Here is a 20,429-nt window from a genome sequence, read left to right on the forward strand (position 1 = left end):
GTCAGTATAGGATCTACGAGAGTGGCGGGGCAATGTCAAAGCTGGGCGGGGGGAAGGCGTTGGGATATAAAAAAGCCGGGGGACGATAGCGGCGGTCGTCCCCCGGCTTGCCCCCGACCGCCCGTGTGGGTCAAACGGGTGGCCGGGTGAAGGAAGCGGGGTGCCTAGGCCGCTTCCTGAAGGCGGTAGTTGCGCAGCGCGATGCGCAACGCGGCCACGGGCCAGTTGTCGCAGCCGAGGTGCTCGACGACGCTGGTCATGCGCGGCTGGAAATCTTCGGTGGAGATGGCCTGGGCGTCGAAGACGTTCATGCCGATGACCGTGGCGAGCAGGGCGGCGGTGCACTCGCGGGTGAAACCGCAGCTTTCGACCGAACCCCCGGCATCGATGATCACGTCGTTTTCGATGAGCAGCTGCACCTTGATGGCCCGGCCGCAGGGTGCGCATTCGGTGGCGCCTTCGGCGGTATAGCGGGTCAGGGGGGCTACGATCGGAAGAACCTTGGTGATGGTTTCGGGAGCGGTCATGGCGGTCTCCTTTATGCTTGGGTCCGTTTGCTTTTTCGATTTCGCGTCTTGCGTGTTGCCTCTCTTTAAGCAACCGGTGTGCCATGTGCTGTATCCTGCTGAAATAGAAAGATATGTTGTCTAAAGGTCCGATGATCGCACCGAAAGGGTCATGCCATGTTGCAAAAGCGCATCCAGGCCTTTGCGCGGGTTTTCACAAAGGCATGGAAAATCAAGCTGTTGAAGAAAAGAAGCCATGTTGCGCTTTTGCCTCAGGTTGCGCTATTGCACAAAGACCGAAGCGGCCGTTTGGGAAAAATGTGACGAATGCGAGCCAATACGAGGCCAGAATTGAGAAAAAAAGTACAAACCCCGGCTGACCCCGTGGCCCGCAATCTCGACGCCATCCTCGACAGCATCGAGGACGGCGTGCTCATCACCGACCGCGAAGGATACGCCCTCAAGGTCAACGCCGCCTACGAACAGCTGACCGGCATGACCAAGCCCGAGCTTGTCGGCAAGAATGTCGAGGAACTCAAAAAAGCCGGACTTTTCAACATCGCGCCCATCACCCCCGAGATCGTGGCCACCGGCCGCCCGGCCTCCTCCATCCAGGTCACGCGCGACAACCGGTCCATGACCATCGACGGCAAGCCGGTGCGCGACCCCGACGGCAGCGTGAGCCTCGTCGTGCTCTACGCCCGCGACATCACGCTCATGGCCCGCATGCGCGAGCGCATCTCGCGCCAGCAGGAGTTGATCGAGACCTACCAGCACCAGATGGATTTCTTCATCCGCGAGGGCGGGGGCATCACCAACTTCATTGCCGAGAATTCGTCCATGAAGCGGCTGATGGACCTGCTGCGGCGGGTGGCGGCCACGGACGCCGTGGCCCTGGTGCTCGGCGAGACCGGGGTCGGCAAGGAGCTTTTCGCCCGCATGATCCACGAGGCGAGCCCCAGGCGCGACAAGCCCTTCGTCAAGGTGGACTGCGCCTCGATTCCGGAAAACCTCATCGAGTCGGAGCTGTTCGGCTATGCCCCGGGCGCCTTTACCGGCGCGCATCCCAAGGGCCGGGTGGGATTTTTCGAGATGGCCGGGGGCGGAACGATTTTCCTCGACGAGATCGGCGAGATGCCGCTTCTGCTGCAATCCAAGCTGCTGCGCGTGTTGCAGGACCGGGAGGTCATGCCGGTCGGGTCGAGCAAGGCGCGCCGGATCGACGTGCGGGTCATCGCGGCCACCAACCGCAACCTCGAGGCCGAGGCCCGCATGGGCACCTTTCGCAGCGACCTCTTTTTCCGGCTGCGGGTGGCCGTCCTGGAGATTCCGCCGCTGCGCGACCGGCCGGACGACATCCTGCCGCTGGCCAGACTCTTTCTCCAGCGCTTCGGCTCGCGCTACCGCAAGCGGGCCACGCTGTCCCTCGAAGCCGAGCGGGTGCTGGCTCACTATAACTGGCCGGGCAACGTGCGCGAGCTGGAAAACCTGATCGAAGGGCTGGTCATCACCTGCGACAGCGAGATCACGGCCGACGACCTGCCGACCCCCATGCGGATCAAGGAATGCCTGCTCCCGGCGGCGGCGACCGGCGGACCGGTGGTGCCGGCGGCGGCCATGGGCGGCCCGGACGTGCCCGCGCCGGTCGAAGCGCCCATGGGATCGGCCGTGGCCGTGCCCATGGACTGGGATCGTCCGTATAAGGAAGTACTGGCCGCCTTCGAGCGCAACTACCTGGAACGGGCCATCGAACACTTCGGCTCGGTCGGCGAGGCCGCCAAACAGCTCGGCCTCGACCGCACGACGATTTTCCGCAAAATGAAGAAGGCTTGTGGGGAATAGAGAAGAGGATGCGAGAGGGGAACCCTTTTTGGAAAAAAGGGTTCCCCTCTCGCGCTCTCCCCTCCCCAAAACTTTTGACGGTTACGGGTGATGTAACGGCAGCGCTCTGTAACTATTAAAGATCTTTGGAAAGGGGGTCCGGGGGGAGAACCTTTCTGCAAGAAAGGTTTCCCCCCGGCTTCCTTCTAAAAAATCCGCGCTACTCCGCAGCCGGCGGGGCGAGGTTGAATTCGGTGAGGGTGTCGTGGGCGGGAAGTTTGTCGAGCAGGGCGGCGACTTCCGCGGACGTCTCGGCCGGTGCGCCGCAGCAGCAGGCGTTGCTGCCGGCATCGAAGTCCGGATTGGCGATGCGGCCTGCCGCGTCCAGCACGAAGAGGGCATTCGCCTGCCGGTCCTCCTCGTAGAGCGCGATTTCCTTCACCTCGCCGGACCGCAAAACCTCGCCCGAGGCCGTGACGATGGCCCGAAACGGCCCCCGGTAGAGCACCTTGCGTCGCACGGGCGCGGGCTGTGGCTTTCGCGCCTCCACCGTGACCGAATAGAACCGGTGGTCCTGCACCACGCGGTAGGGGAAGCGCCGCAGGAACCGGATGCCGACGAATCCGGACTCCTCCAGGATGGCGACCAGGTCCTTTTGCGTCAGCGTTCCGGAGATGCACTCCCCGCGCAGGGTGGGATCGTTGCAGATGGCGGCGGTGGCCGGCGTTTCCGTGGCCACGTCGGAAAAGACGATGCGTCCGCCGGGTTTTAAAATGCGGAAAATTTCGGCATAGAGCCGGCGCTTGCGCGTGGACAGGTTCAGCACGCAGTTGGACGTCACGCAATCGGCCGTGGCGTCGGCAAGCGGCATGGCCTCCAGATAGCCCTGAAAAAAGAACGCATTGGCATAGCCGAGCACGTCCGCCGTGGCCCTGGCGGCGGTGCGCGCCCGGGCCAGCATGGCCGGCAGCATGTCCAGGCCAATGACCCGTCCCTGCGCTCCCACCTTTTTGGCCGCGATGAGGCACTCCACCCCGGCTCCGCAGCCGAGGTCCACCATGGTCTCGCCCGGGGAAAGCCCGGCGTCGGCGATGGGCGAGCCGCAGCCGTAGCCGTGCACGCGGTAACGCTCGGGAATGTGTTCCACCATGTCCAGCGGATAGTTTACCGGATTGACGATGTCGCCTTTTTCCACAGCCGCCGCTTCGGTGTAAAAGGCCTTGATCTGCGACAGGCTGCCGGCGTCGGCGATGGACAGCAGGCAGTTGGTGTGGGCGAGCGCCACCTCGCCGTGGGCATGGCAGCTCTCGTGCATTTCGCCCATCTTCAGCGTCAGCCCCGGCCGTCCCTTGGGCAGACGCGGGGAGACGACCCGGGATTCGCGCACGATCATCCAGGCGGCGAGGCGTTCGAGCAGCGGCTGGTAGGGATCGTGGCCTGAAAACGTGCCGCTGTGCCGGTAGGAATGGTCCGGGTCGCCGCCGCCGAGAATGAAGCGCCAGGGCGCGTCGGACGCGGCGCAGGTGGCGTCGCGCAGTCCGGCCAACACCGGGCTGTCCCTCCAGGCCGCTTCCAGGCCGCCGGCCGCGTCGCTTATGGGCGTGGCCAGGGCGTCCACGCCGATGAGCGCCGGGCTGGGATAGAGCCTGTCGTCCGGGCCCACGGCCACGGACGTGTACCCGGCCGTGGTGCCGTCGTGGCGCGTGCCGACCGGGGCGAAGACCTGGGTGGCCAGGGCTTCGAGATTGTCGATGCCAAGGCCCCGGACTTCGGCCCGCTCGGCTGCGGCCACCACGCTATGGTACAGCGCGTCCAGGTCCGGCTGGCCGCCGTTTTCCGCCCGGCCCACGGCGAAATGCCACATGAGATGGAGCCCGGCCGCGCCAATGTCCGCCGCCACGTCCACGACCCCCGGCAGGTCGCCCAGGTTGTCGCGCGTGGGGCAAAAGGAGAGCGTCACGCCGTAGCCGAGCTCCCGGGCCGCGCGGACAGAAACCAGGAGCCGGTCGAACGCGCCGGGGCCGCGAAGCGCGTCGTGGCGCGCCGGCAGGCCGTCGCAGCTCACCTGGAAATGGAGCCGTCCCCTGGGCCAGCGGGTAAGGCCCGGACAGGAGGCGCCGCCAAAGCCCGTGCCGTTGGTGAGCACCACCACATGGGCGGCCGGGTCGGCCAGGGCGGCGTCGAGGATGGCCTCGAAGCCGGGATGGAGAAACGGTTCGCCGCCGGTCAGCGCGAACACCCGGCAGCCGAGACGTTTCGCCTGGGCGATGCGCGAAAGCGCCGTCTCCGTGGACAACTCGCGGGTCGCGGCCGGGCCGGAGCAGAAAAGGCAGTGGCGGCAGGCCAGATTGCACCGGTCCGTGACGTGCAGCCACAACTCGGCCAGCCCGGTCAGTGGCAATACGGCGGCCCGGCCGCCATACGGCGCGGGCGGGTTGTCGGGCAGGCGTTCCAGGAAAATAGACGTCTCTATGTCGGGCCGCAGCCCATGGGCGGTCGCCAGCAAGGCCGCATCCCCGGCGGCGTTGGGCACGAACCAGTCCGGCGCGTCGGGGCGCAGGTAGATCGCGGCGTCCTCATGGGCAATCCTGGTCCAGTACTCGGCGTCAAACGGCATGACATCCCTCGTTTACGGGTGATTTTGGCGTTGTGCGCGGCGAAATCCGGCAGGAACCGAGACTCGGCCTGATAGGGTAGCCCATGCTCCATGTCGAGACAAGGGACGCGCCGTGGCAACGATTGCCGCCGTAACCGCGATTGTGTTGGGGACGACGCGTTGTTATGGCATGCTGCGACGTCAACGCGGCCAACCCGGATTTCCGTGGCCGCAGAAAACCAGGAGCCCGCTTGCCCCCTTTGCTTTCCTTTGCCAAACGCCCCTTCGGTCCCGTGCGCGACCCCATTGACCCGGATGTTTCCGCGCGCATCGACGTGCTGCGCGCCATCCTCATCGGCCTGATCGTGCTGTGCCATGGCGGCCGCTGGATCGGTGGGAGCGTGCCGTTCGCCTCGCCCGTCGTCACCTTTGTCCTGGCCATGATAAACCAGGGCTTGGACTGCGCGGTCATTCCGCTTTTTTTCGCCATCTCGGGTTTTCTGCTTTTGCGCAAGCTCGAGGCGACGCCTGCGGCCTATGGCCGGTTGTTGCGCGGCAAGGTCATCGCCATCGGCGTGCCGCTGCTGATTTTCAACGGCATCTGGATCGCCTGGTTGCTGGGTGTCGGCAGCATTCCGTTTTTCGCTTCCAAGAGCTTCGTGCTCAACGCCGGCATCGTGCAAAAGCTTCTCGGCATCGGCACGCCGCCGCTCAACTATCCGTTGTGGTTCTTGCGCGACCTGCTGCTTGTCTTTGCGGCCACTCCCCTGTTTATGGCTTTTTTCCGCTGGCTGCCGCTGGGGGGGCTGGTTTTGCTCGGGCTTTGGTGGTTTCTGGGCGCGCCGGACCAGGATTACTCCCTGCCGGGGTTTTTCTTCGCCTTTTACGCGGGCGGGCTTTTGGTCCGGATGCGGGTCAACCTGCGCGATACGGCCGGTTGGGACAGGTATGTGCTGCCGCTGTTCGTCGGCTTTCTCGTCGTGCTCGGATTGCAGCCGTGGCTCGGGCTCGATGCGCCTGTCCAGGCGGGCCTCAACAAGGCGTACCAGATCGTGGGCGTGGCCGGGTTCTGGTGCATTTCGCGCCAGCGGTGGGTCAAGGGCAGCCGGATGTTGCACCGCATGGCGGCCATGAGCTTTTTCGTGTTCCTCACCCATGAGCCCACGGTTTCGGTCCTGCAGGCCTCGCTTATGCGGGTGTGGCAGCCGGCGTCCACGCTGGGCCAGCTTGTCGCGTATCCTTCGGTCGGGCTTGCGGCCATTGTGGCGCTTTCGCTTCTCGGCTGGGGGCTGGCGGTCTATGTGCCGCGGCTGTTCTCGGTGCTGACCGGCGCGCCGCTGCGGCTGCGCTTTTCCGCGTCGACGTCCGGCTCTGCCGGGGCTCCCTTGCCGGTTGGAAACAAGACCGCTGTGGCCTGCGAGCAGGTAAAACGGCAAGCCTGACGACTGTCTCCGGCAATTTTCCGCATAAGCGTTTTGCCAAAAGGCTGCGGCGTGGTTTACAGGCTGGTTATGACGAAAACCAGCCTGTTTCCGCGTTGGACGGTGGCGGCTCCGGTCGTTGCCTGGGCGCTTTTGGCCGGGGCGCTGCTTGGCCTTGGCGGCTACGTGTATGCCGCCGTGCTCATGGCCGGGCTTTTGTGGAGCGTCTTTGCCGGCGTGCACCATGCCGAGGTCGTCGCTCATCGGGTGGGCGAGCCGTTCGGGTCCCTGGTGCTGGCGGTCGCGGTCACCATCATCGAAGTGGCGCTCATCGTTTCGCTCATGGTGGCCGGTGGCCCGGATGCCTCGGGGCTGGCGCGGGACACGGTGTTCGCGGCGGTCATGATCATTTTAAACGCCATTGTCGGCTTGTGCCTGCTCGAGGGCGGGGTGTTGCACAAGGAGCAGGTGTTTCGCGCCGACGGCGTGCGGGCCGCGCTGACGACGCTCGTCGCCATCTCCGTTTTGACGCTGATTTTGCCCAACTACACCACGAGCGTGCCCGGGCCGGTCTACAGCAAGGCGCAGCTCGTCTTTATCGCCATTGTCTCGGCGATCCTCTACGGCACCTTTCTGCTGGTCCAGAATGTGCGGCACCGCTGCTATTTTCTGGCTGACGACGATACGGCGGGGGATGACGGCCAGGCCGCGCCGCCGTCCACGCGAGGCGCGCTTTTCGCCGCCGGGCTGCTGCTCGGATGTCTGGGGGCGGTGGTGCTTCTGGCCAAGGCGCTGGCCCCGACCCTGGAGGCGGTGACGGAGGCCATCGGCGCACCCACGTCTTTCGTCGGCGTGATCATCGCGGCCATCGTGCTGCTGCCCGAGGGCACGGCGGCGGTGCGGGCGGCGCACTGCAACCGGTTGCAGACGAGCCTCAACCTGGCGCTGGGGTCGGCCTTGGCCAGCATCGGCCTGACGATTCCGGCTGTGGCCCTGGTATCGCTCATCACCGGCATGCCGCTGGCGCTCGGCATCGACATGAAGGCGACGGTGCTTTTCATCCTGTCACTTTTCGTCTCGGTGCTGTCGCTGGGCACCGGGCGCACCACGATTTTGCAGGGCGCGGTGCTGCTGGTGATTTTCGGGGTCTACGTGTTGACGGCGATTATTCCGTAAGAACGGCGGGGCAGGCAGCAAAGGGGCTGACCAGGACCCTATCGATCCCGCGTAACCATTGAAAATTTTTGGGAGGGGAGAGCGCGAGAGGGGGACCCTTTTTTGCCAAAAAAGGTCCCCCTCTCGCACGTATCGGCGCTCGTTTTCTACCCGACAACCACGTTGACCAGCTTGCCGGGCACCACGATGACCTTGCGCACGGTCTTGCCTTCGAGGTGCTTGGCCACGTTGGCGTCGGCCAGCGCCGCCTTTTCCAGGTCCGCCTTGGACGCGTCGCGCCCCACGCACACCTTGCCGCGCAGCTTGCCGTTGACCTGCACCACCACTTCCACCTCGTCGGTGACCAGGGCGGCCGGGTCGTGGGTCGGCCAGGGCTGATTGATGAGCAGCGTGTCGTGCCCGATCCGCTGCCACAGCTCCTCGCAGATGTGCGGCGCGATGGGCGAAAGCACGGTCAGCAGCGTGGCCACGGCCGAGGAAACCGCCTTGGCCCCCTTGGGCTCGGCCCGAAGCGCCCCCACGTTGGCATAGAGGAAATTGACCAGCTCCATGGCCGCCGCGATGGCGGTGTTGAACTGGAACCGCTCGCGGATGTCCGCTCCGGCCTTGGCCGCAGCGCCATGTTCGCGACGACGCAGCTCGGCAAAAAGTTCGGGCAGGCCGTCGATGCCGAGTTCCCCGGCCGGCGAGCAGGCCGCGACCGGCACGAGAACGCCCGAAAGCTCCTCGGTCACCAGCCGCCACAGCCGCGAGAGGAAGCGCGCCGCGCCCTCGATGCCCGTGTCGCTCCACTCCAGGTCCTTTTCCGGCGGCGCGGCGAAAAGGATGAACACCCGCACCGTGTCGGCCCCGTACCTGGCGATCATCTCGTCCGGGTCCACCACGTTGCCCTTGGACTTGCTCATTTTCGAGCCGTCCTTGATGACCATGCCCTGGGTCAGCAGATGGGCGAAGGGCTCGTCGAAGGAGAGATAGCCCAGGTCGCGCAGGGCCTTGACGAAAAAGCGCGAGTACAGCAGGTGCAAAATGGCGTGCTCGATGCCGCCGATATACTGGTCCACGGGCAGCCAGTACTTGGTGGCCTCGGGATCGAAGGGCCGATCCTTATCCCTGGCCGAGGCGTAACGGATGAAATACCACGAGGATTCGAAAAAGGTGTCCAGCGTGTCCGTCTCGCGCCGGGCCGGGCCGCCGCAGACCGGGCAGGCGACGTCGGTAAAGGACTTGGACACCGGCAGGGGCGAGCGCCCGTCCGGGAGCAGGGCCAGGTCGCGCGGCAGCTCCACCGGCAGGTCCTTTTCCGGCACCGGCACCACGCCGCACTTGTCGCAGTAGATGACCGGGATGGGCGCGCCCCAGTAGCGCTGGCGCGAGATGTTCCAGTCGCGAAGCCGGTAGTTGACGCTCTTGGTGCCGCGTCCGGTTTCGGCCAGCCAGTCGATGATCCTGCCCTTGGCTTCTTCGTTTGGCAGGCCGGTGAAATCGCCGGAAGCGACGAGTTTGCCCGGATCGCTGTAGGCGGCCTCCATGGTCGTCGGGTCGAGGGTTTCGCCCTCGGGGCTGATGACGACCGTAAGCGGCAGGTCGTACTTGCGGGCGAACTCGAAGTCGCGCTGGTCGTGGGCCGGAACGGCCATGACCGCGCCCGTGCCGTAGCCCATGAGCACGAAGTTGGCCACGTAGATGGGGATGGGCTTTCCGGTCGCCGGGTTGATGCAGTAGGCCCCGGTGAAAACGCCTTCCTTTTCCAGGTCGTCGGCCCCGCGCACGATGCGGTCCATGTTGCGCACGGAGTCGACGAAGGCGGTCACGGCCGTTTCCTGGGGCTTGCCGGCAATGAGCTTTTGCACCAGCGGATGCTCGGCGGCCAGGCTCATGAAGGTGGCCCCGAAAAGCGTGTCCGGCCTTGTGGTGAAGACGGTGATGGAATCGGCGCCGTCGACGGGCTCGGCCAGCTTGAAGGTCAGCTCCGCGCCGACCGACTTGCCGATCCAGTTGCGCTGCATGGTGAGCACGCGCTCGGGCCAGCCGCCGACCAGCTTGTCCAGGTCGTCGAGCAATTCCTCGGCATAGGCCGTGATGCGCAAAAACCACTGTTCCAGGTCCTTTTGCACCACCGGCTGGTCGCAGCGCCAGCAGCAGCCGTCGATGACCTGTTCGTTGGCCAGCACCGTGCCGCAGGTCTCGCACCAGTTCTGGGGCGAATACTTGCGGTAGACGAGGCCCTTTTCCAGAAGCTTCAGGAAAAAGCCCTGCTCATGGACGTAGTAGCCGGGATGGCAGGTGGCCAGCTCCCGGCGCCAGTCGTAGGAATAGCCCAGGCGCTTGAGCTGCGTGCGCATGGAGTCGATGTTGGAGATGGTCCAGGCGGCCGGGTGCAGCTTGTGCTTGATGGCCGCGTTTTCGGCCGGCATGCCGAAGGCGTCCCAACCCATGGGGTGCAGGACGTTGTTGCCTTCCATGCGCTTGAACCGCGCCACCACGTCGCCGATGGAATAGTTGCGCACATGCCCCATGTGGATGCGCCCGGAGGGGTAGGGGAACATTTCGAGGACGTAGTACTTGGGCCGGGAGGGATCGGCCTCCACCTTGAAGTGGCCGCCTTCCTCCCAGATGGCCTGCCATTTTTTCTCGACGTCCTCGGGCACGTACTTGCTCATGGGGAAATGCTCCTTGGCGGTGGGCGCTTGTGGGACACGCACGACGGCGTGGACGCAGTGCGGGTTAGAGGTCCTTGTGGATTTCGAATTCCCCGCTGTCAACGGCTTTGGCGATGGCGTCGAGGATGCCGTTGATGAAGTTGCGGGAGTTCTCGTCGCCGTAGCGTTTGGCCAGCTCGATGGCTTCATTGAGCGCCACGCGCAGCGGAATGTCCGACCGGTAGAGGATCTCGTAGACGGCCAGGCGCAGGATGGTCAGCTCCACCTTGGCGATGCGGGCCAGCTTCCAGTTCTTGGAAAAGCGCACGATATGCGCGTCCAGTTCCCGCTGGTTGGTCCAGACGCCGGAGACGAGTTCCCAGGCGAATTCCTGGCCCGAGCCGTCCTCGCCTTCGGCCACGTCGTGGGGACAGCGGGCAAAGACCCGGCGCAGGGACCGTTCGTCGGCGGCGGATTCGAAAATAAGACCGTAGAGGCACTCGAAGGCCTGTTTGCGCGCCTTGCGGCGGGAAACGGGCTTCTTGTCCCCGTTGTGGGAGGCTTCTTCTGACATAATAGGGGAGACTTTTTCTGACATGGCGGTTTGGGCGGCGACGGGCATGGGTTAGAGTTGCTCCATGACCCGCACCATCTCGAGGACGGCGGCGGAGGCTTCCACGCCCTTGTTGCCGGCCTTGGAGCCGGCGCGCTCGATGGCCTGTTCCAGGGTGTCCACGGTCAGGACGCCAAATCCCACGGGCACGTTGGTCTCGAGCATGACATGGGCAAGGCCCTTGACGCACTCGTTGGCCACGTACTCGAAATGGGGGGTGGCACCGCGGATGACCGCGCCGAGGCAGATCACGCCGTTGTACTTGGCGGAAGCGGCCAGCTTTTTGGCGGCCAGCGGAATCTCGAACGCGCCCGGCACGCGCACGATGGTGAGATCGGCCCGGTCGGCGCCGTTTCGGGTCAGGTAGTCGATGGCCCCGCCCACGAGGCGTTCGGTGATGAAATCGTTGAAACGGCCGGCGACGATGGCGAATTTGAGGCCTTTGGCGTCAAGCTGGCCTTCGATGGTGGTCACGTGCTGCATGGCGATTCTCCCGGGCGGGGGCCGCCCGTTTGGGGATTGCGAAGTAAAGCCGTCCTACTCTTTGGCCGCCTGCTCATCGGGCAGATGGAGCAGATGCCCCATGCGGTCGCGCTTGGTGGTCAGGTAGCAGGTATTCTCGGCGCAGGGGCAGGTCTCTATAGGCACCCGGTCCACCACTTCCAGGCCGTAACCTTCGAGCCCGACGATCTTTTTCGGGTTGTTGGTCATAAGCCGCATCTTGGATACGCCAAGGGCCACCAGGATCTGGGCGCCGGTGCCGTATTCGCGCAGATCGGCCTTGAAGCCGAGCTTCAGGTTGGCGTCCACGGTGTCGAGGCCCTGCTCCTGAAGGGCGTAGGCCTTGATCTTGTTGGCCAGCCCGATGCCCCGGCCCTCCTGGCGCATGTAGAGGATGACGCCCTTGCCCTCGGCCTCGATCATGCGCATGGCCTCGTGGAGCTGGTTGCCGCAGTCGCAGCGCAGCGAGCCGAACACGTCGCCGGTCAGGCATTCGCTGTGCACGCGCACGAGCACGGGCTCGTCCGGGTGGATGTCGCCCTTGACCAGGGCGATGTGGGTCTTTTTATCCTCGCTGCCCGTGAAGGCCAGGGCGCGGAAGGTGCCGAAGGCCGTGGGCAGCCCGGCCTCGGCCACCTTGGTCACGGCGAGCCGGCCGTACTTCATGCGGTAGCGGATGAGGGCGGCCACGGTGGCGATCTTGATGTTGTGCTTTTCGGCGAATTCCATGAGGTCCGGCATGCGGGCCATGTTGCCGTCCTCGCGCATGATTTCGCAGATGACGGCGGCGGGCTTGAGTCCGGCGAGCCGGGCCAGGTCCACCGAGCCCTCGGTCTGGCCGGCACGGTCGAGGACGCCGCCTTCCTTGGCCCGAAGCGGAAAGATGTGGCCCGGGGTGACCAGGTCGTCGGGACCGGCTCCCTCGGACACGGCGGCCAGAATGGTGGTGGCCCGGTCGAAGGCGGAGATGCCCGTGGACACGCCGACCTTGGCCTCGATGGAAACGGTGAACCCGGTGCCGAACGGCGACTTGTTGTCGTTGGTCATCATGGGCAGCCCGAGCTGGTCGACCAGGTCGGGGGCCAGGGACAGGCAGATGAGGCCCCGACCGTGGGTGGCCATGAAATTGATGGCTTCGGGGGTGACCTTTTCGGCGGCTATGGTGAGATCGCCTTCGTTTTCGCGGTCTTCGTCGTCGACGAGGATGACCATCCGTCCGGAACGGATTTCCTCGATGGCTTCCTCGATGGGGCTGATGCGCATTGTGGGTATACCTCGTTGGGGGCTGTGCGGCCGGCTCCTGTGGAAAAGACCAAAGACCCGGCCGGGCCGGGTCCAAGGGGGAGATAATCTACGCGACGGGGGTTGGCAAGGCAAGAAGGGCGAGGTTTTTCCCGCCGGGGCCGCCTCAGGCCCCGAGCGCGGCGCGCACGAAGGCCGGCGGCATCATCGTTGCCTTGCAAATGGCCGCTTCGTCCAGGCCCGAGGCGGCCATGCGCCGCACCACCGTTTCCATGGGCTCGGCCACCTCGACGATGTGCCCTTCCGGGTCGCGCGCCCGGAAGCAGCGCTGGCCCCAGGGTTGTTCGGTGACGGCGCAAAGCGGCGTGGTCCGGGCGGCGACCGTCGCAAAGGCCGCGTCCAGTTCTTCCGTCTCGAAATAGAGCTCGAAATTGTCCCGGCCTAAGGGGCCGTCCGGCAGGGCTGCCGCATCGCCGAACACATGGCTGCCGGCCGTGTCCGCCCGCCACAGGGCAAATCCGGCGTAGACGACGTAGCCTTCGAGAACCAGGCTCGGCGTCTGGCCCAGCACCTCTTCATAAAAAGAGCGGGCGGCCGCCATGTCGCGCACGAACACGCAGGGGCTGTGAAAACGGATGGGCATGGAACCTCCCGAAGCAACGTGGTGCGGCCCAAATACCGGCTGCGGGTCCGGCCGTCCAGACCCGCCCGGAGCCGGTGTCGCAATTGACCAGCTGCCTGGACGTATGCCATGAGGCGGAATCTGTTGCGGCGGTGTGCTTCGCGCCTGTCGCAAGCGATACGGTCTGTCACTGCAATGCTGTGCTCTTGAGGTCGGATGGCGTTTCCCTTTGGCAAGCGGCTTTGCCCCGGGAGTATGCGGGGTTTTCTTGGAGCTTTTGCCGGTCTTTTCGTTCTCTTGGCCGTTTGGCAAATTGCCGCAATAGCCATTTCCACCCTGCGAGACGTCCCTTTTCCCACACCGTTGCAGACCGGCCGCCGGCTCATCGAGCTGCTCGCCGGTGCGCAACTGAGCGGCCACGGCATCCTGACCCATGTCCGGGCCAGCCTGGGCCGCTGGCTGGCCGGGCTGGGGCTCGCCGCCACGGGTGGCATCGCCTACGGGGTGCTGGCGGCGCGGTTCCCGCTGTTCGAGGCCGCCGCCGGCCAGATTCCCCGCCTATTCCTGCTCGTGCCGGGCCTCGCCTGGATCCCGGTGGCCATCCTGGCCTTCGGCATCGGCCCGGCGGCCACGGTCTTTATGATCGCGGCCACGGCCTTCGCCCCCATCGCCGTGGGCGTGCTCTCCGGCATCCGGGGCGTGGACCCGGCGCTGGTGCGCGCGGCCGGGATGCTCGGGGCCGGGAAAAACGCGCTTTTTTTCCGGGTGCTCCTGCCGGCCGCCCTGCCCATGGTCCTAACCGGCCTGCGCATCGGCTGCGGCACGGGCTGGCGGGTGCTGGTCGCGGCCGAGATGGTCGTCGGCGCGGGCACCGGCCTTGGCTATTCCATCATCCAGGCCCGCTGGACCCTCGACTACCTTTCCTCCTTCGCCTGTCTGGTCATCATATGCGCCATCGGCTTTTTCGTGGAAGGGGTGGTGCTCGGCCGCCTGGAGGCCGTGACCGTGCGGCGCTGGTCCCTGGACCGGGAGCGGCCGTGAACGGGGATGCGCGGGCCGTCGTGCGCCTTGAGGCCGTGACCCATTGGTACGGGGCCGGCGGCATACCGGCCCGGCCGGTGCTGGCCGATTTTTCCCTGCTCGCCGCGCCGGGCGAGTGGCTGTGCGTGCTGGGGCCGAGCGGCTGCGGCAAGACCACGCTTTTAAATCTCGTGGCCGGTTTCTTCGCGCCGCGTCGGGGGCGGGTACTCTGCAACGGGCGGTCTGTGTCGGGCCCCGGTCCGGCCCGGGCCGTGGTCTTTCAGGAGGCCACGCTTTTCCCGTGGCTGACCGTGGCCGGCAACGTGGGCTTTGGGCTTAGGCGACAGGGCCTTCGCGGCGAAGCCCTCGAAGCGGCCGTTAGCCGGGAGATCGCCCGCATGGGGCTTTCCGGCCACGCGGCCAAGTATCCCCACGCCCTTTCCGGCGGCATGCGCCAGCGGGTGGCCATCGCCCGGGTGCTGGCGCTTTCGCCGGCCGTGCTGCTGCTCGACGAACCCTTTTCCGCCCTGGACCTGCCCACGCGCGAGCGGTTGCAGGACGAACTGCTCGCCATCTGGGCCGAGACCGGCGCGACCGTGCTCCACGTCACCCACAGCGTGGAAGAGGCGGCCTACTGCGGCGACCGTGTGCTGGTCATGCCGCGCGCTGGCGGCGGCTGCGTCGAAGAGGTTTCCGTGGACATCCCCCGGCCGCGAGAGCGGCTCGGGCGGGAGGTGATGGAGCTCGAGGCGCGGTTGCGGCACGCGCTGCGGGCCTGTTTGCTGCAAACGCCGGCCGCGACCGAGGAGGGGAAATCGTGAAACGGGGATGGATGCTGGCGGCGGCGCTTTGGGCGCTGGCCATGCTTATGGCGTGCGGCGCGGCCATGGCCGGGGAAGGGCCCGCGTTGCGTCTGGCCTACCAGGACCGCATCGGCAGCGTGATGCCGATCATCGCCCTGCGTGAGGGCTATTTCAAGGAAGCCGGGCTCGATTTGACGCCGTTGCAGTTTTCCAGCGGCCCGGCCTGTTCCGAGGCGCTGTATTCAGGCGCGGCGGATGTCGCGGCCATGGGCGACACGGCGGCGCTCATCATGGCGGCGCGCGCCCCCGGCATGGTCATGCTGGCCAGCCACGCCACGGGCGAGGGACGCCACCGGATCATGGTCCGGGCCGATTCGCCGCTTCACACTTTGGCTGATCTCAAGGGCAAGAAGCTCGGCGTCAAAAAGGGCACCTCCACCTACGGCGGGGTGCTGGCGGCGCTCGACAAGGCGGGCATTCCGGCCGGGGCTGTGGAGATCATCGATCTTTCGCCCCCGACCATGACCGAGGCGCTTTTCGCCGGCTCCATCGACGCCTTTGCCGCCAGCGAGCCCACGCCGTCCGTGGCCGAAACCAGGGGCGCGCGCCAGCTCGTCGATCTGTCCGGGCTCGGCAACGAGTATCCGATCATGCTGCTGGCCCGCAAAAAGTACGTCGCGGCCAACAAGCAGGCGCTGACCATGTTTTTCGCGGCGCTCAAAAAAGCCTCGGCCTACGCGGCGACCCATCCGGAGGAGACGGCCCGGATCATGGCCGCGCAGACCGGCTTGCCCCTGGCCGCGACCAAGGCGGCGCTGGCCCGGCATGTCTACAGGCTGCGCCTGGACGACGGCATCGTGAAAAGCCTGGCCGCCACGGCGGATTTTCTGGTGCGCGAAAAGGTGATCCCGGCCGCGCCGGACATGGCCGTGGTCATCGACCGGGAATTCGTGAACTGAGGGCTACCGGATGTAGTAGCCCACCGCGCGCCAGGTTCCGTCGGCTTGGCGCGCGAAGGTCACGGTTTCGATGGCGTTTTCCTTGTTGGCGAAGCGGGCGTCGAAGGCCATGACGACATACGCGCCGTCCGGAGCGCCGGGCAGGGAGGTCTTGCTCTCGGCCCGGGCAAGGCTGCGGGAGGCGAGGGCTCCGAGGGGCTGGCGAACGGCGGACAGCGACTTGGCGTAGTTTTCTTTCGTGACGGCGGCCCGCAGGAAGGGAGCCGCTTCCTCCCAACTTTTGCCGTAGTCGCCGGCGTCGATGAGCCCGAGCCAGGCCTTGGCGGCGGTCACGGCCGGCTTCTCCGCGTCGGTCACGGCGGAGTCGGCCCCCGCCAGGGCTGCGGCCGGAAAAAGCAGGATCAGGACGAGCAAAGAAGCGATGCGCGTTTTCATGAGGTCCTCCAGGTGGCTATGGGAGATCAGAATCCGTGTTGTTTCAGGAAGCCTTCCGTGATGTTCGAGGCCTTCCCGGCCTTGGCCTCCTGCCAGGGGGTGAGCATGCGCAGCACGTATTTCCCCAGCATGTCCGTCTCCATATTGAGCGAGACGCCGGGCTTCCAGGCGGCGATGGTGGTCGCGCCCTGGGTCGAGGGAATGACGTTGACCGTGAGAAACCCGTCGCCGCAGTCGTTGACGGTCAGGCTCACCCCGTCGAGGGCCACCGAGCCCTTGGGCACCACGAACTGGGAAAATTCCTCGGGAAAGGTGATCTTGTAGCGCACGGACTGGCCGAGCGGCGTCACCGATTCCACGCTGGCCAGGCAGTCCACGTGCCCGGACACCAGATGGCCGCCGAGCCGGTCGCCAAGGGCCAGGGCGCGTTCCAGGTTGACCTGGCTCCCGGGCTTGAGCTTGCCGAGGCCCGACTTGGACAGCGTCTCGGCCGAGGCGTAGGCGGTGAACTCCCGTTCTCCGGCCGTCTCCACGGTCAGGCAGGCACCGTTTACGGCGATGGATTCGCCGATGACGATGTTGTCCAGGTCGAAAAGCGCCTGGATGCGAAAGCGCGTCTCGTCGCCGCGCGCGTCCATGGCCGCCACGCGGCCAAGTCCCATCACCAGTCCCGTAAACATCGCTTATCCTTACAAGAGGGCGGCTCGGTCGCCGCCGGGGTCGTTAGTTGGCGTTGGCGGATCGCAGCACCGCGTCGAACCGCTTGATCTTGTATTCCAGCCGGCTCTTGCGCATGGCCTGGCGCTTGTCTTCCCGCTCCCGAGGCGTGTCCGGCGGCCAGCCATAGACGTCGTCCACGAGCTCGATGATCTTGCCCACGAGGTCGGCGAGCGTGTCATCCCTGGTGTCCGCCACGCCGCTGCCCCGCTTGTCCGCGTGGTGCAGCGAGCCGTGGACCTGGAGATTGACCCAGGCGGCCCGCATGGGTTTGCCCAGGCGCAGATATTCGGCGTCCGGCAGATTGGCCGCCAGATCCTCGCGCAACGCCGGCTTGGTCTTTTCCCACAGGGCGACGATGTGCTGCTCGTACGTGGCGTTCCCGGGCGCATCCACGGAAAAGGAGGGGCGCTCGGCGGCGCAAACGGGCCGAAGCCCCGTCGAAAGGAGGACGGCGGCCAACACGATGGCCAGCCGGCTCCAATGTGCGGTCCTCATGCGTTGCTCCTCCCGGGGAAACACGTGCTGCGGCGGTCAGGCGCCCTCGCGCTCCAGCAGGTATTTTTTCATCTCGACGCCCGGGCCGAATCCGATCAGCGCGCCGCTCGATCCGACCACCCGGTGGCAGGGGATGAGCAGCGGAAAGGGGTTGGCGGCCATGACCCGGCCCACGGCCCTGGCCGCCTTGGGTCGGCCCACCCGGGCGGCCAGCCAGCCGTAGCTGACTTTTTGCCCCAGGGGAACCCGGGTCAGGGCGGTCAGCACCTGCCGGGAAAAATCCGATACGCCCTGCCAGGAAAGCGGCAACTCGGGCCAGTCCGGGGCCTCGCCGGCCACATAGCGGGCCAGTGCGGCCTGCAACGCCTCGCCGGCCGGGGTGGCCAGCGACGGTTCCCGGTCCTCGGACCACATGAGGCGCATCTTGATAATCTCGCCGCCGCGCCACTCGATGCCGAGGGCCAACGGCGCGGCCGCGCACGTTTCGGTTAGATTTGGGCTGGTCATGGCGGGAGCCTCCGGCGGCCGGGGAACCTTTTTTGAAAAAAAGGTTCCCCCGGACCCCTTCCAAAAAACTTTTACAGGGTGCGAGTGGGGTGCGCAGAACCCGAAAAAAGGATGCAGGCGATATACGATATGTCGCCTTGGGACGCCAGGGGGCGTCAGGGGGCGTCAGGGGGCGTCAGGGGGCGGGCGCGACGTAGCGGCAGCCCTGTCGGATGTCGCCGGCTTCGAGGGCGGCGGCGATGGCTTCTCGCACGCCGCGCTTGTCCGCGGCCCAGGCCGGGGCGACGAGTTCCCCGGGCGCGGGGTCGGCGTTTAAGCGTTCGACCACGATGTCCGGCCGCAGCCGGGCGATGGCCTCGCTGACGGCCGCGACGTACGTCTCGCGCCCTGGCGGGACGTAGCCCCCGGCGGCGAAAAGCTCCGCCAGCCCCGCGCCGGCGACGACCAGGGTATTGTGGAATTTCACCCCGGTGACGGGAAGATCATTAATAAAGGAAACAGCGGCGAAAAAATCCGCGTTCGATTCGCCGGGCAGTCCGGCCATGAGATGGGCCGTGACGGAAAGCCCGGCCGCGGCCGCAAGCCTGGCCGCGGCGGCGAAGGCGGCCGCGTCGTGGCCCCGGTTGATGCGCGTAAGCGTTTCGTCCCGCACCGTTTGCAGCCCCAGTTCCAGACAGACATGGGGAAGGGGGACGGCGGCGAGCAGGGCGATTTTTTCCGGGTCCAGACAATCCGGCCGCGTGCCCAGGCACAGCCCGCAAACGTCCGGCAGGGCGCACAGTTCGCCAAGCAGCCCGGCCAGCCGCGCCGCCGGGCCGTAGGTATTGGAAAAAGATTGGAGATAGGCGACAAGGGCCTCACCGCGTCCCCGGGCCGGGGGAGTGAGCCTGTCCCATTGCGCCCGGAGCCCGAAGCCTTTATGATAAAAACCCGTCCCCGACCCGGCCGCATTGCAAAACAGGCACCCTGAGCGGGAAATCGCGCCGTCGCGGTTTGGGCAGGCGCTGCCCGCGTCGAGGGGTATTTTTTTTGCGCGGCGGCCGAAAAGCCGCCGGTACGCCTGGGAAAGGGTATTGTAACGCTGGATCATGGCCGGTCGCCGGGGCGGAAAATCAACCGTTGACAACGCGGTGCGAATCGGCAAACACAACGCGTTTACGAGATCACGAGAGCCGAGTTTGCGGCAAGCGAGGCGCTATGTCCAGGATTTTGGATCGTATATTGGGCCTGTTCTCCAACGATTTGGCCATCGACTTGGGAACGGCCAACACGCTGGTGTTCGTCAAGGGCAAGGGCATCGTGCTGTCCGAGCCGTCGGTGGTGGCGGTGAAGAAGGACCCTCGCGGCGGCAACAAGGTGCTCTCCGTCGGCCTCGAGGCCAAACGGATGCTCGGGCGCACCCCCGGCAACATCGTGGCCATCCGGCCCATGAAGGACGGCGTCATCGCCGACTTCGAGGTTACGGAAGCCATGCTGCGCCATTTCATTTCCAAGGTGCACAATTCCAGGCGACTGGTCCGGCCGCGCATCATCATCTGCGTGCCGACCGGCATCACCCAGGTGGAAAAGCGCGCCGTCAAGGAATCGGCCCAAAGCGCCGGCGCCCGTGAGGTCTACCTCATCGAGGAGCCCATGGCCGCCGCCATCGGCGCCAACCTGCCCATCACCGAGCCGACCTCCAACATGGTGGTCGACATCGGTGGCGGCACCACCGAGGTGGCCGTGATCTCCCTTTCCGGCGTGGTCTATTCGAAATCCGTGCGCGTGGGCGGCGACAAGATGGACGAAGCCATCATGCAGTACGTCAAGCGCAAATATAACATGCTCATCGGCGAATCCACGGCCGAGCAGATCAAGATCCAGGTCGGCTCCGCCCACCACTCCACCAGCTCCGGCGAGATGGAAGTCAAGGGCCGCGACCTGGTCACGGGCATTCCCCAGAACATCACCATTACCGCCGAGGAAGTGCAGAAGTCCATCTCCGAACAGGTGGAGAGCATCGTGCAGGCCGTGCGCATCGCCCTGGAACAGACGCCGCCGGAACTGGCCGCCGACATCGTGGACCGCGGCATCGTCCTGACCGGCGGCGGGGCGCTCCTGCGCGGCCTCGACCAGCTGTTGCGCGAGGAGACCTCCCTTCCCATCACCGTTGTCGAGGATCCCCTTTCGACGGTTGTCCTCGGGTCCGGAAAGGCCCTGGACAACCTGAATGTGCTAAGGGAGGTCACGATAGATTAAACCGTCTCCCCAGCGGATCGCGATCGGCCTGCTCATCGTCCTCTTTCTTTATCTGGGCCTTTTTACCTGGAACATCCGGACAGGCTACGTCGACACGTTGGCGAGCCATAGCGGA

General features: G+C 65.9%; 18 protein-coding genes and 1 pseudogene. 7 read left to right on the forward strand and 12 right to left on the reverse strand.

The genetic code is table 11. From position 1 onward, the window contains the following. Positions 1-164: 164 nt before the first annotated feature. Positions 165-527, reverse strand: a complete 363-nt coding sequence (locus K9F62_07505; GenBank protein ID UJX42504.1) for an iron-sulfur cluster assembly scaffold protein — start codon at positions 525-527, stop codon at positions 165-167. A gap of 330 nt (positions 528-857) precedes the next feature. Here K9F62_07505 and K9F62_07510 point away from each other — a divergent pair, with 330 nt between their 5' ends. After that, the gene (locus K9F62_07510) at positions 858-2,348 is read left to right on the forward strand and encodes a sigma 54-interacting transcriptional regulator (GenBank protein UJX42505.1); all 1,491 of its coding nucleotides are present in this window, start codon (positions 858-860) and stop codon (positions 2,346-2,348) included. 199 nt (positions 2,349-2,547) lie between these two features. Here the strand turns inward: K9F62_07510 and K9F62_07515 are convergent, their stop codons facing one another. Continuing rightward, positions 2,548-4,944 (reverse strand): methyltransferase domain-containing protein, encoded by a 2,397-nt coding sequence (locus K9F62_07515; protein ID UJX42506.1) that lies wholly within the window; start codon positions 4,942-4,944, stop codon positions 2,548-2,550. A 230-nt stretch (positions 4,945-5,174) separates the two neighbouring features. Here K9F62_07515 and K9F62_07520 point away from each other — a divergent pair. Then, a pseudogene (locus K9F62_07520) lies at positions 5,175-6,278 on the forward strand (acyltransferase). 156 nt (positions 6,279-6,434) lie between these two features. After that, positions 6,435-7,520 carry an ionic transporter y4hA gene (locus K9F62_07525; protein UJX42507.1) on the forward strand — a complete coding sequence of 362 codons (1,086 nt, stop codon included), beginning with the start codon at positions 6,435-6,437 and terminating at the stop codon, positions 7,518-7,520. Between the two features lie 146 nt (positions 7,521-7,666). Here the strand turns inward: K9F62_07525 and leuS are convergent, their stop codons facing one another. The 5 genes from leuS to K9F62_07550 all read right to left on the reverse strand — a co-directional run bounded on the left by leuS (position 7,667) and on the right by K9F62_07550 (position 13,158). Then, positions 7,667-10,180 (reverse strand): leucine--tRNA ligase, encoded by a 2,514-nt coding sequence (leuS, locus tag K9F62_07530; GenBank protein ID UJX42508.1) that lies wholly within the window; start codon positions 10,178-10,180, stop codon positions 7,667-7,669. A 64-nt stretch (positions 10,181-10,244) separates the two neighbouring features. Then, the gene (nusB, locus tag K9F62_07535; GenBank protein UJX42509.1) at positions 10,245-10,733 is read right to left on the reverse strand and encodes a transcription antitermination factor NusB; all 489 of its coding nucleotides are present in this window, start codon (positions 10,731-10,733) and stop codon (positions 10,245-10,247) included. 51 nt (positions 10,734-10,784) lie between these two features. After that, positions 10,785-11,255: a 6,7-dimethyl-8-ribityllumazine synthase gene (gene ribE, locus K9F62_07540; protein ID UJX42510.1), complete on the reverse strand. Its 471-nt coding sequence runs from the start codon at positions 11,253-11,255 to the stop codon at positions 10,785-10,787. 54 nt (positions 11,256-11,309) lie between these two features. Further along, positions 11,310-12,536, reverse strand: coding sequence for a bifunctional 3,4-dihydroxy-2-butanone-4-phosphate synthase/GTP cyclohydrolase II (locus tag K9F62_07545; protein ID UJX42511.1), 1,227 nt, complete (start codon positions 12,534-12,536; stop codon positions 11,310-11,312). Between the two features lie 145 nt (positions 12,537-12,681). Further along, the gene (locus tag K9F62_07550; protein UJX42512.1) at positions 12,682-13,158 is read right to left on the reverse strand and encodes a VOC family protein; all 477 of its coding nucleotides are present in this window, start codon (positions 13,156-13,158) and stop codon (positions 12,682-12,684) included. Between the two features lie 195 nt (positions 13,159-13,353). On the opposite strand from K9F62_07550, the gene K9F62_07555 reads away from it, so the two are divergent. From K9F62_07555 to K9F62_07565, 3 genes are read left to right on the forward strand one after another with little or no spacing between them, the layout of a single operon-like run. Continuing rightward, positions 13,354-14,178 (forward strand): ABC transporter permease, encoded by an 825-nt coding sequence (locus K9F62_07555; protein UJX42513.1) that lies wholly within the window; start codon positions 13,354-13,356, stop codon positions 14,176-14,178. Beyond that, positions 14,175-14,978, forward strand: a complete 804-nt coding sequence (locus K9F62_07560; protein UJX42514.1) for an ABC transporter ATP-binding protein — start codon at positions 14,175-14,177, stop codon at positions 14,976-14,978. The genes K9F62_07555 and K9F62_07560 overlap by 4 nt, the downstream gene beginning before the upstream one ends. Continuing rightward, positions 14,975-15,919: an aliphatic sulfonate ABC transporter substrate-binding protein gene (locus K9F62_07565; protein UJX42515.1), complete on the forward strand. Its 945-nt coding sequence runs from the start codon at positions 14,975-14,977 to the stop codon at positions 15,917-15,919. The genes K9F62_07560 and K9F62_07565 overlap by 4 nt, the downstream gene beginning before the upstream one ends. Before the next feature lie 3 nt (positions 15,920-15,922). Here K9F62_07565 and K9F62_07570 read toward each other — a convergent pair whose 3' ends face one another. The 5 genes from K9F62_07570 to K9F62_07590 form a co-directional block, all read right to left on the reverse strand. Next, positions 15,923-16,354, reverse strand: coding sequence for a DUF4019 domain-containing protein (locus tag K9F62_07570; protein ID UJX42516.1), 432 nt, complete (start codon positions 16,352-16,354; stop codon positions 15,923-15,925). 26 nt (positions 16,355-16,380) lie between these two features. Next, the gene (locus tag K9F62_07575; GenBank protein UJX42517.1) at positions 16,381-17,034 is read right to left on the reverse strand and encodes a riboflavin synthase; all 654 of its coding nucleotides are present in this window, start codon (positions 17,032-17,034) and stop codon (positions 16,381-16,383) included. A gap of 43 nt (positions 17,035-17,077) precedes the next feature. After that, positions 17,078-17,569: a hypothetical protein gene (locus K9F62_07580; protein UJX42518.1), complete on the reverse strand. Its 492-nt coding sequence runs from the start codon at positions 17,567-17,569 to the stop codon at positions 17,078-17,080. Positions 17,570-17,605: 36 nt separating this feature from the next. Next, a complete protein-coding gene (locus K9F62_07585; protein ID UJX42519.1) occupies positions 17,606-18,076 on the reverse strand; it encodes a methylated-DNA--[protein]-cysteine S-methyltransferase in 471 nt (156 codons plus the stop codon). A 175-nt stretch (positions 18,077-18,251) separates the two neighbouring features. Then, positions 18,252-19,166 carry a TIGR01212 family radical SAM protein gene (locus tag K9F62_07590; GenBank protein ID UJX42520.1) on the reverse strand — a complete coding sequence of 305 codons (915 nt, stop codon included), beginning with the start codon at positions 19,164-19,166 and terminating at the stop codon, positions 18,252-18,254. 116 nt (positions 19,167-19,282) lie between these two features. Here K9F62_07590 and K9F62_07595 point away from each other — a divergent pair, with 116 nt between their 5' ends. Then, positions 19,283-20,314 (forward strand): rod shape-determining protein, encoded by a 1,032-nt coding sequence (locus K9F62_07595; GenBank protein ID UJX43168.1) that lies wholly within the window; start codon positions 19,283-19,285, stop codon positions 20,312-20,314. Positions 20,315-20,429: the final 115 nt, after the last annotated feature.

The organism is Desulfovibrio sp. JY, assembly GCA_021730285.1.
Taxonomy (GTDB): Bacteria; Desulfobacterota; Desulfovibrionia; order Desulfovibrionales; family Desulfovibrionaceae; genus Solidesulfovibrio.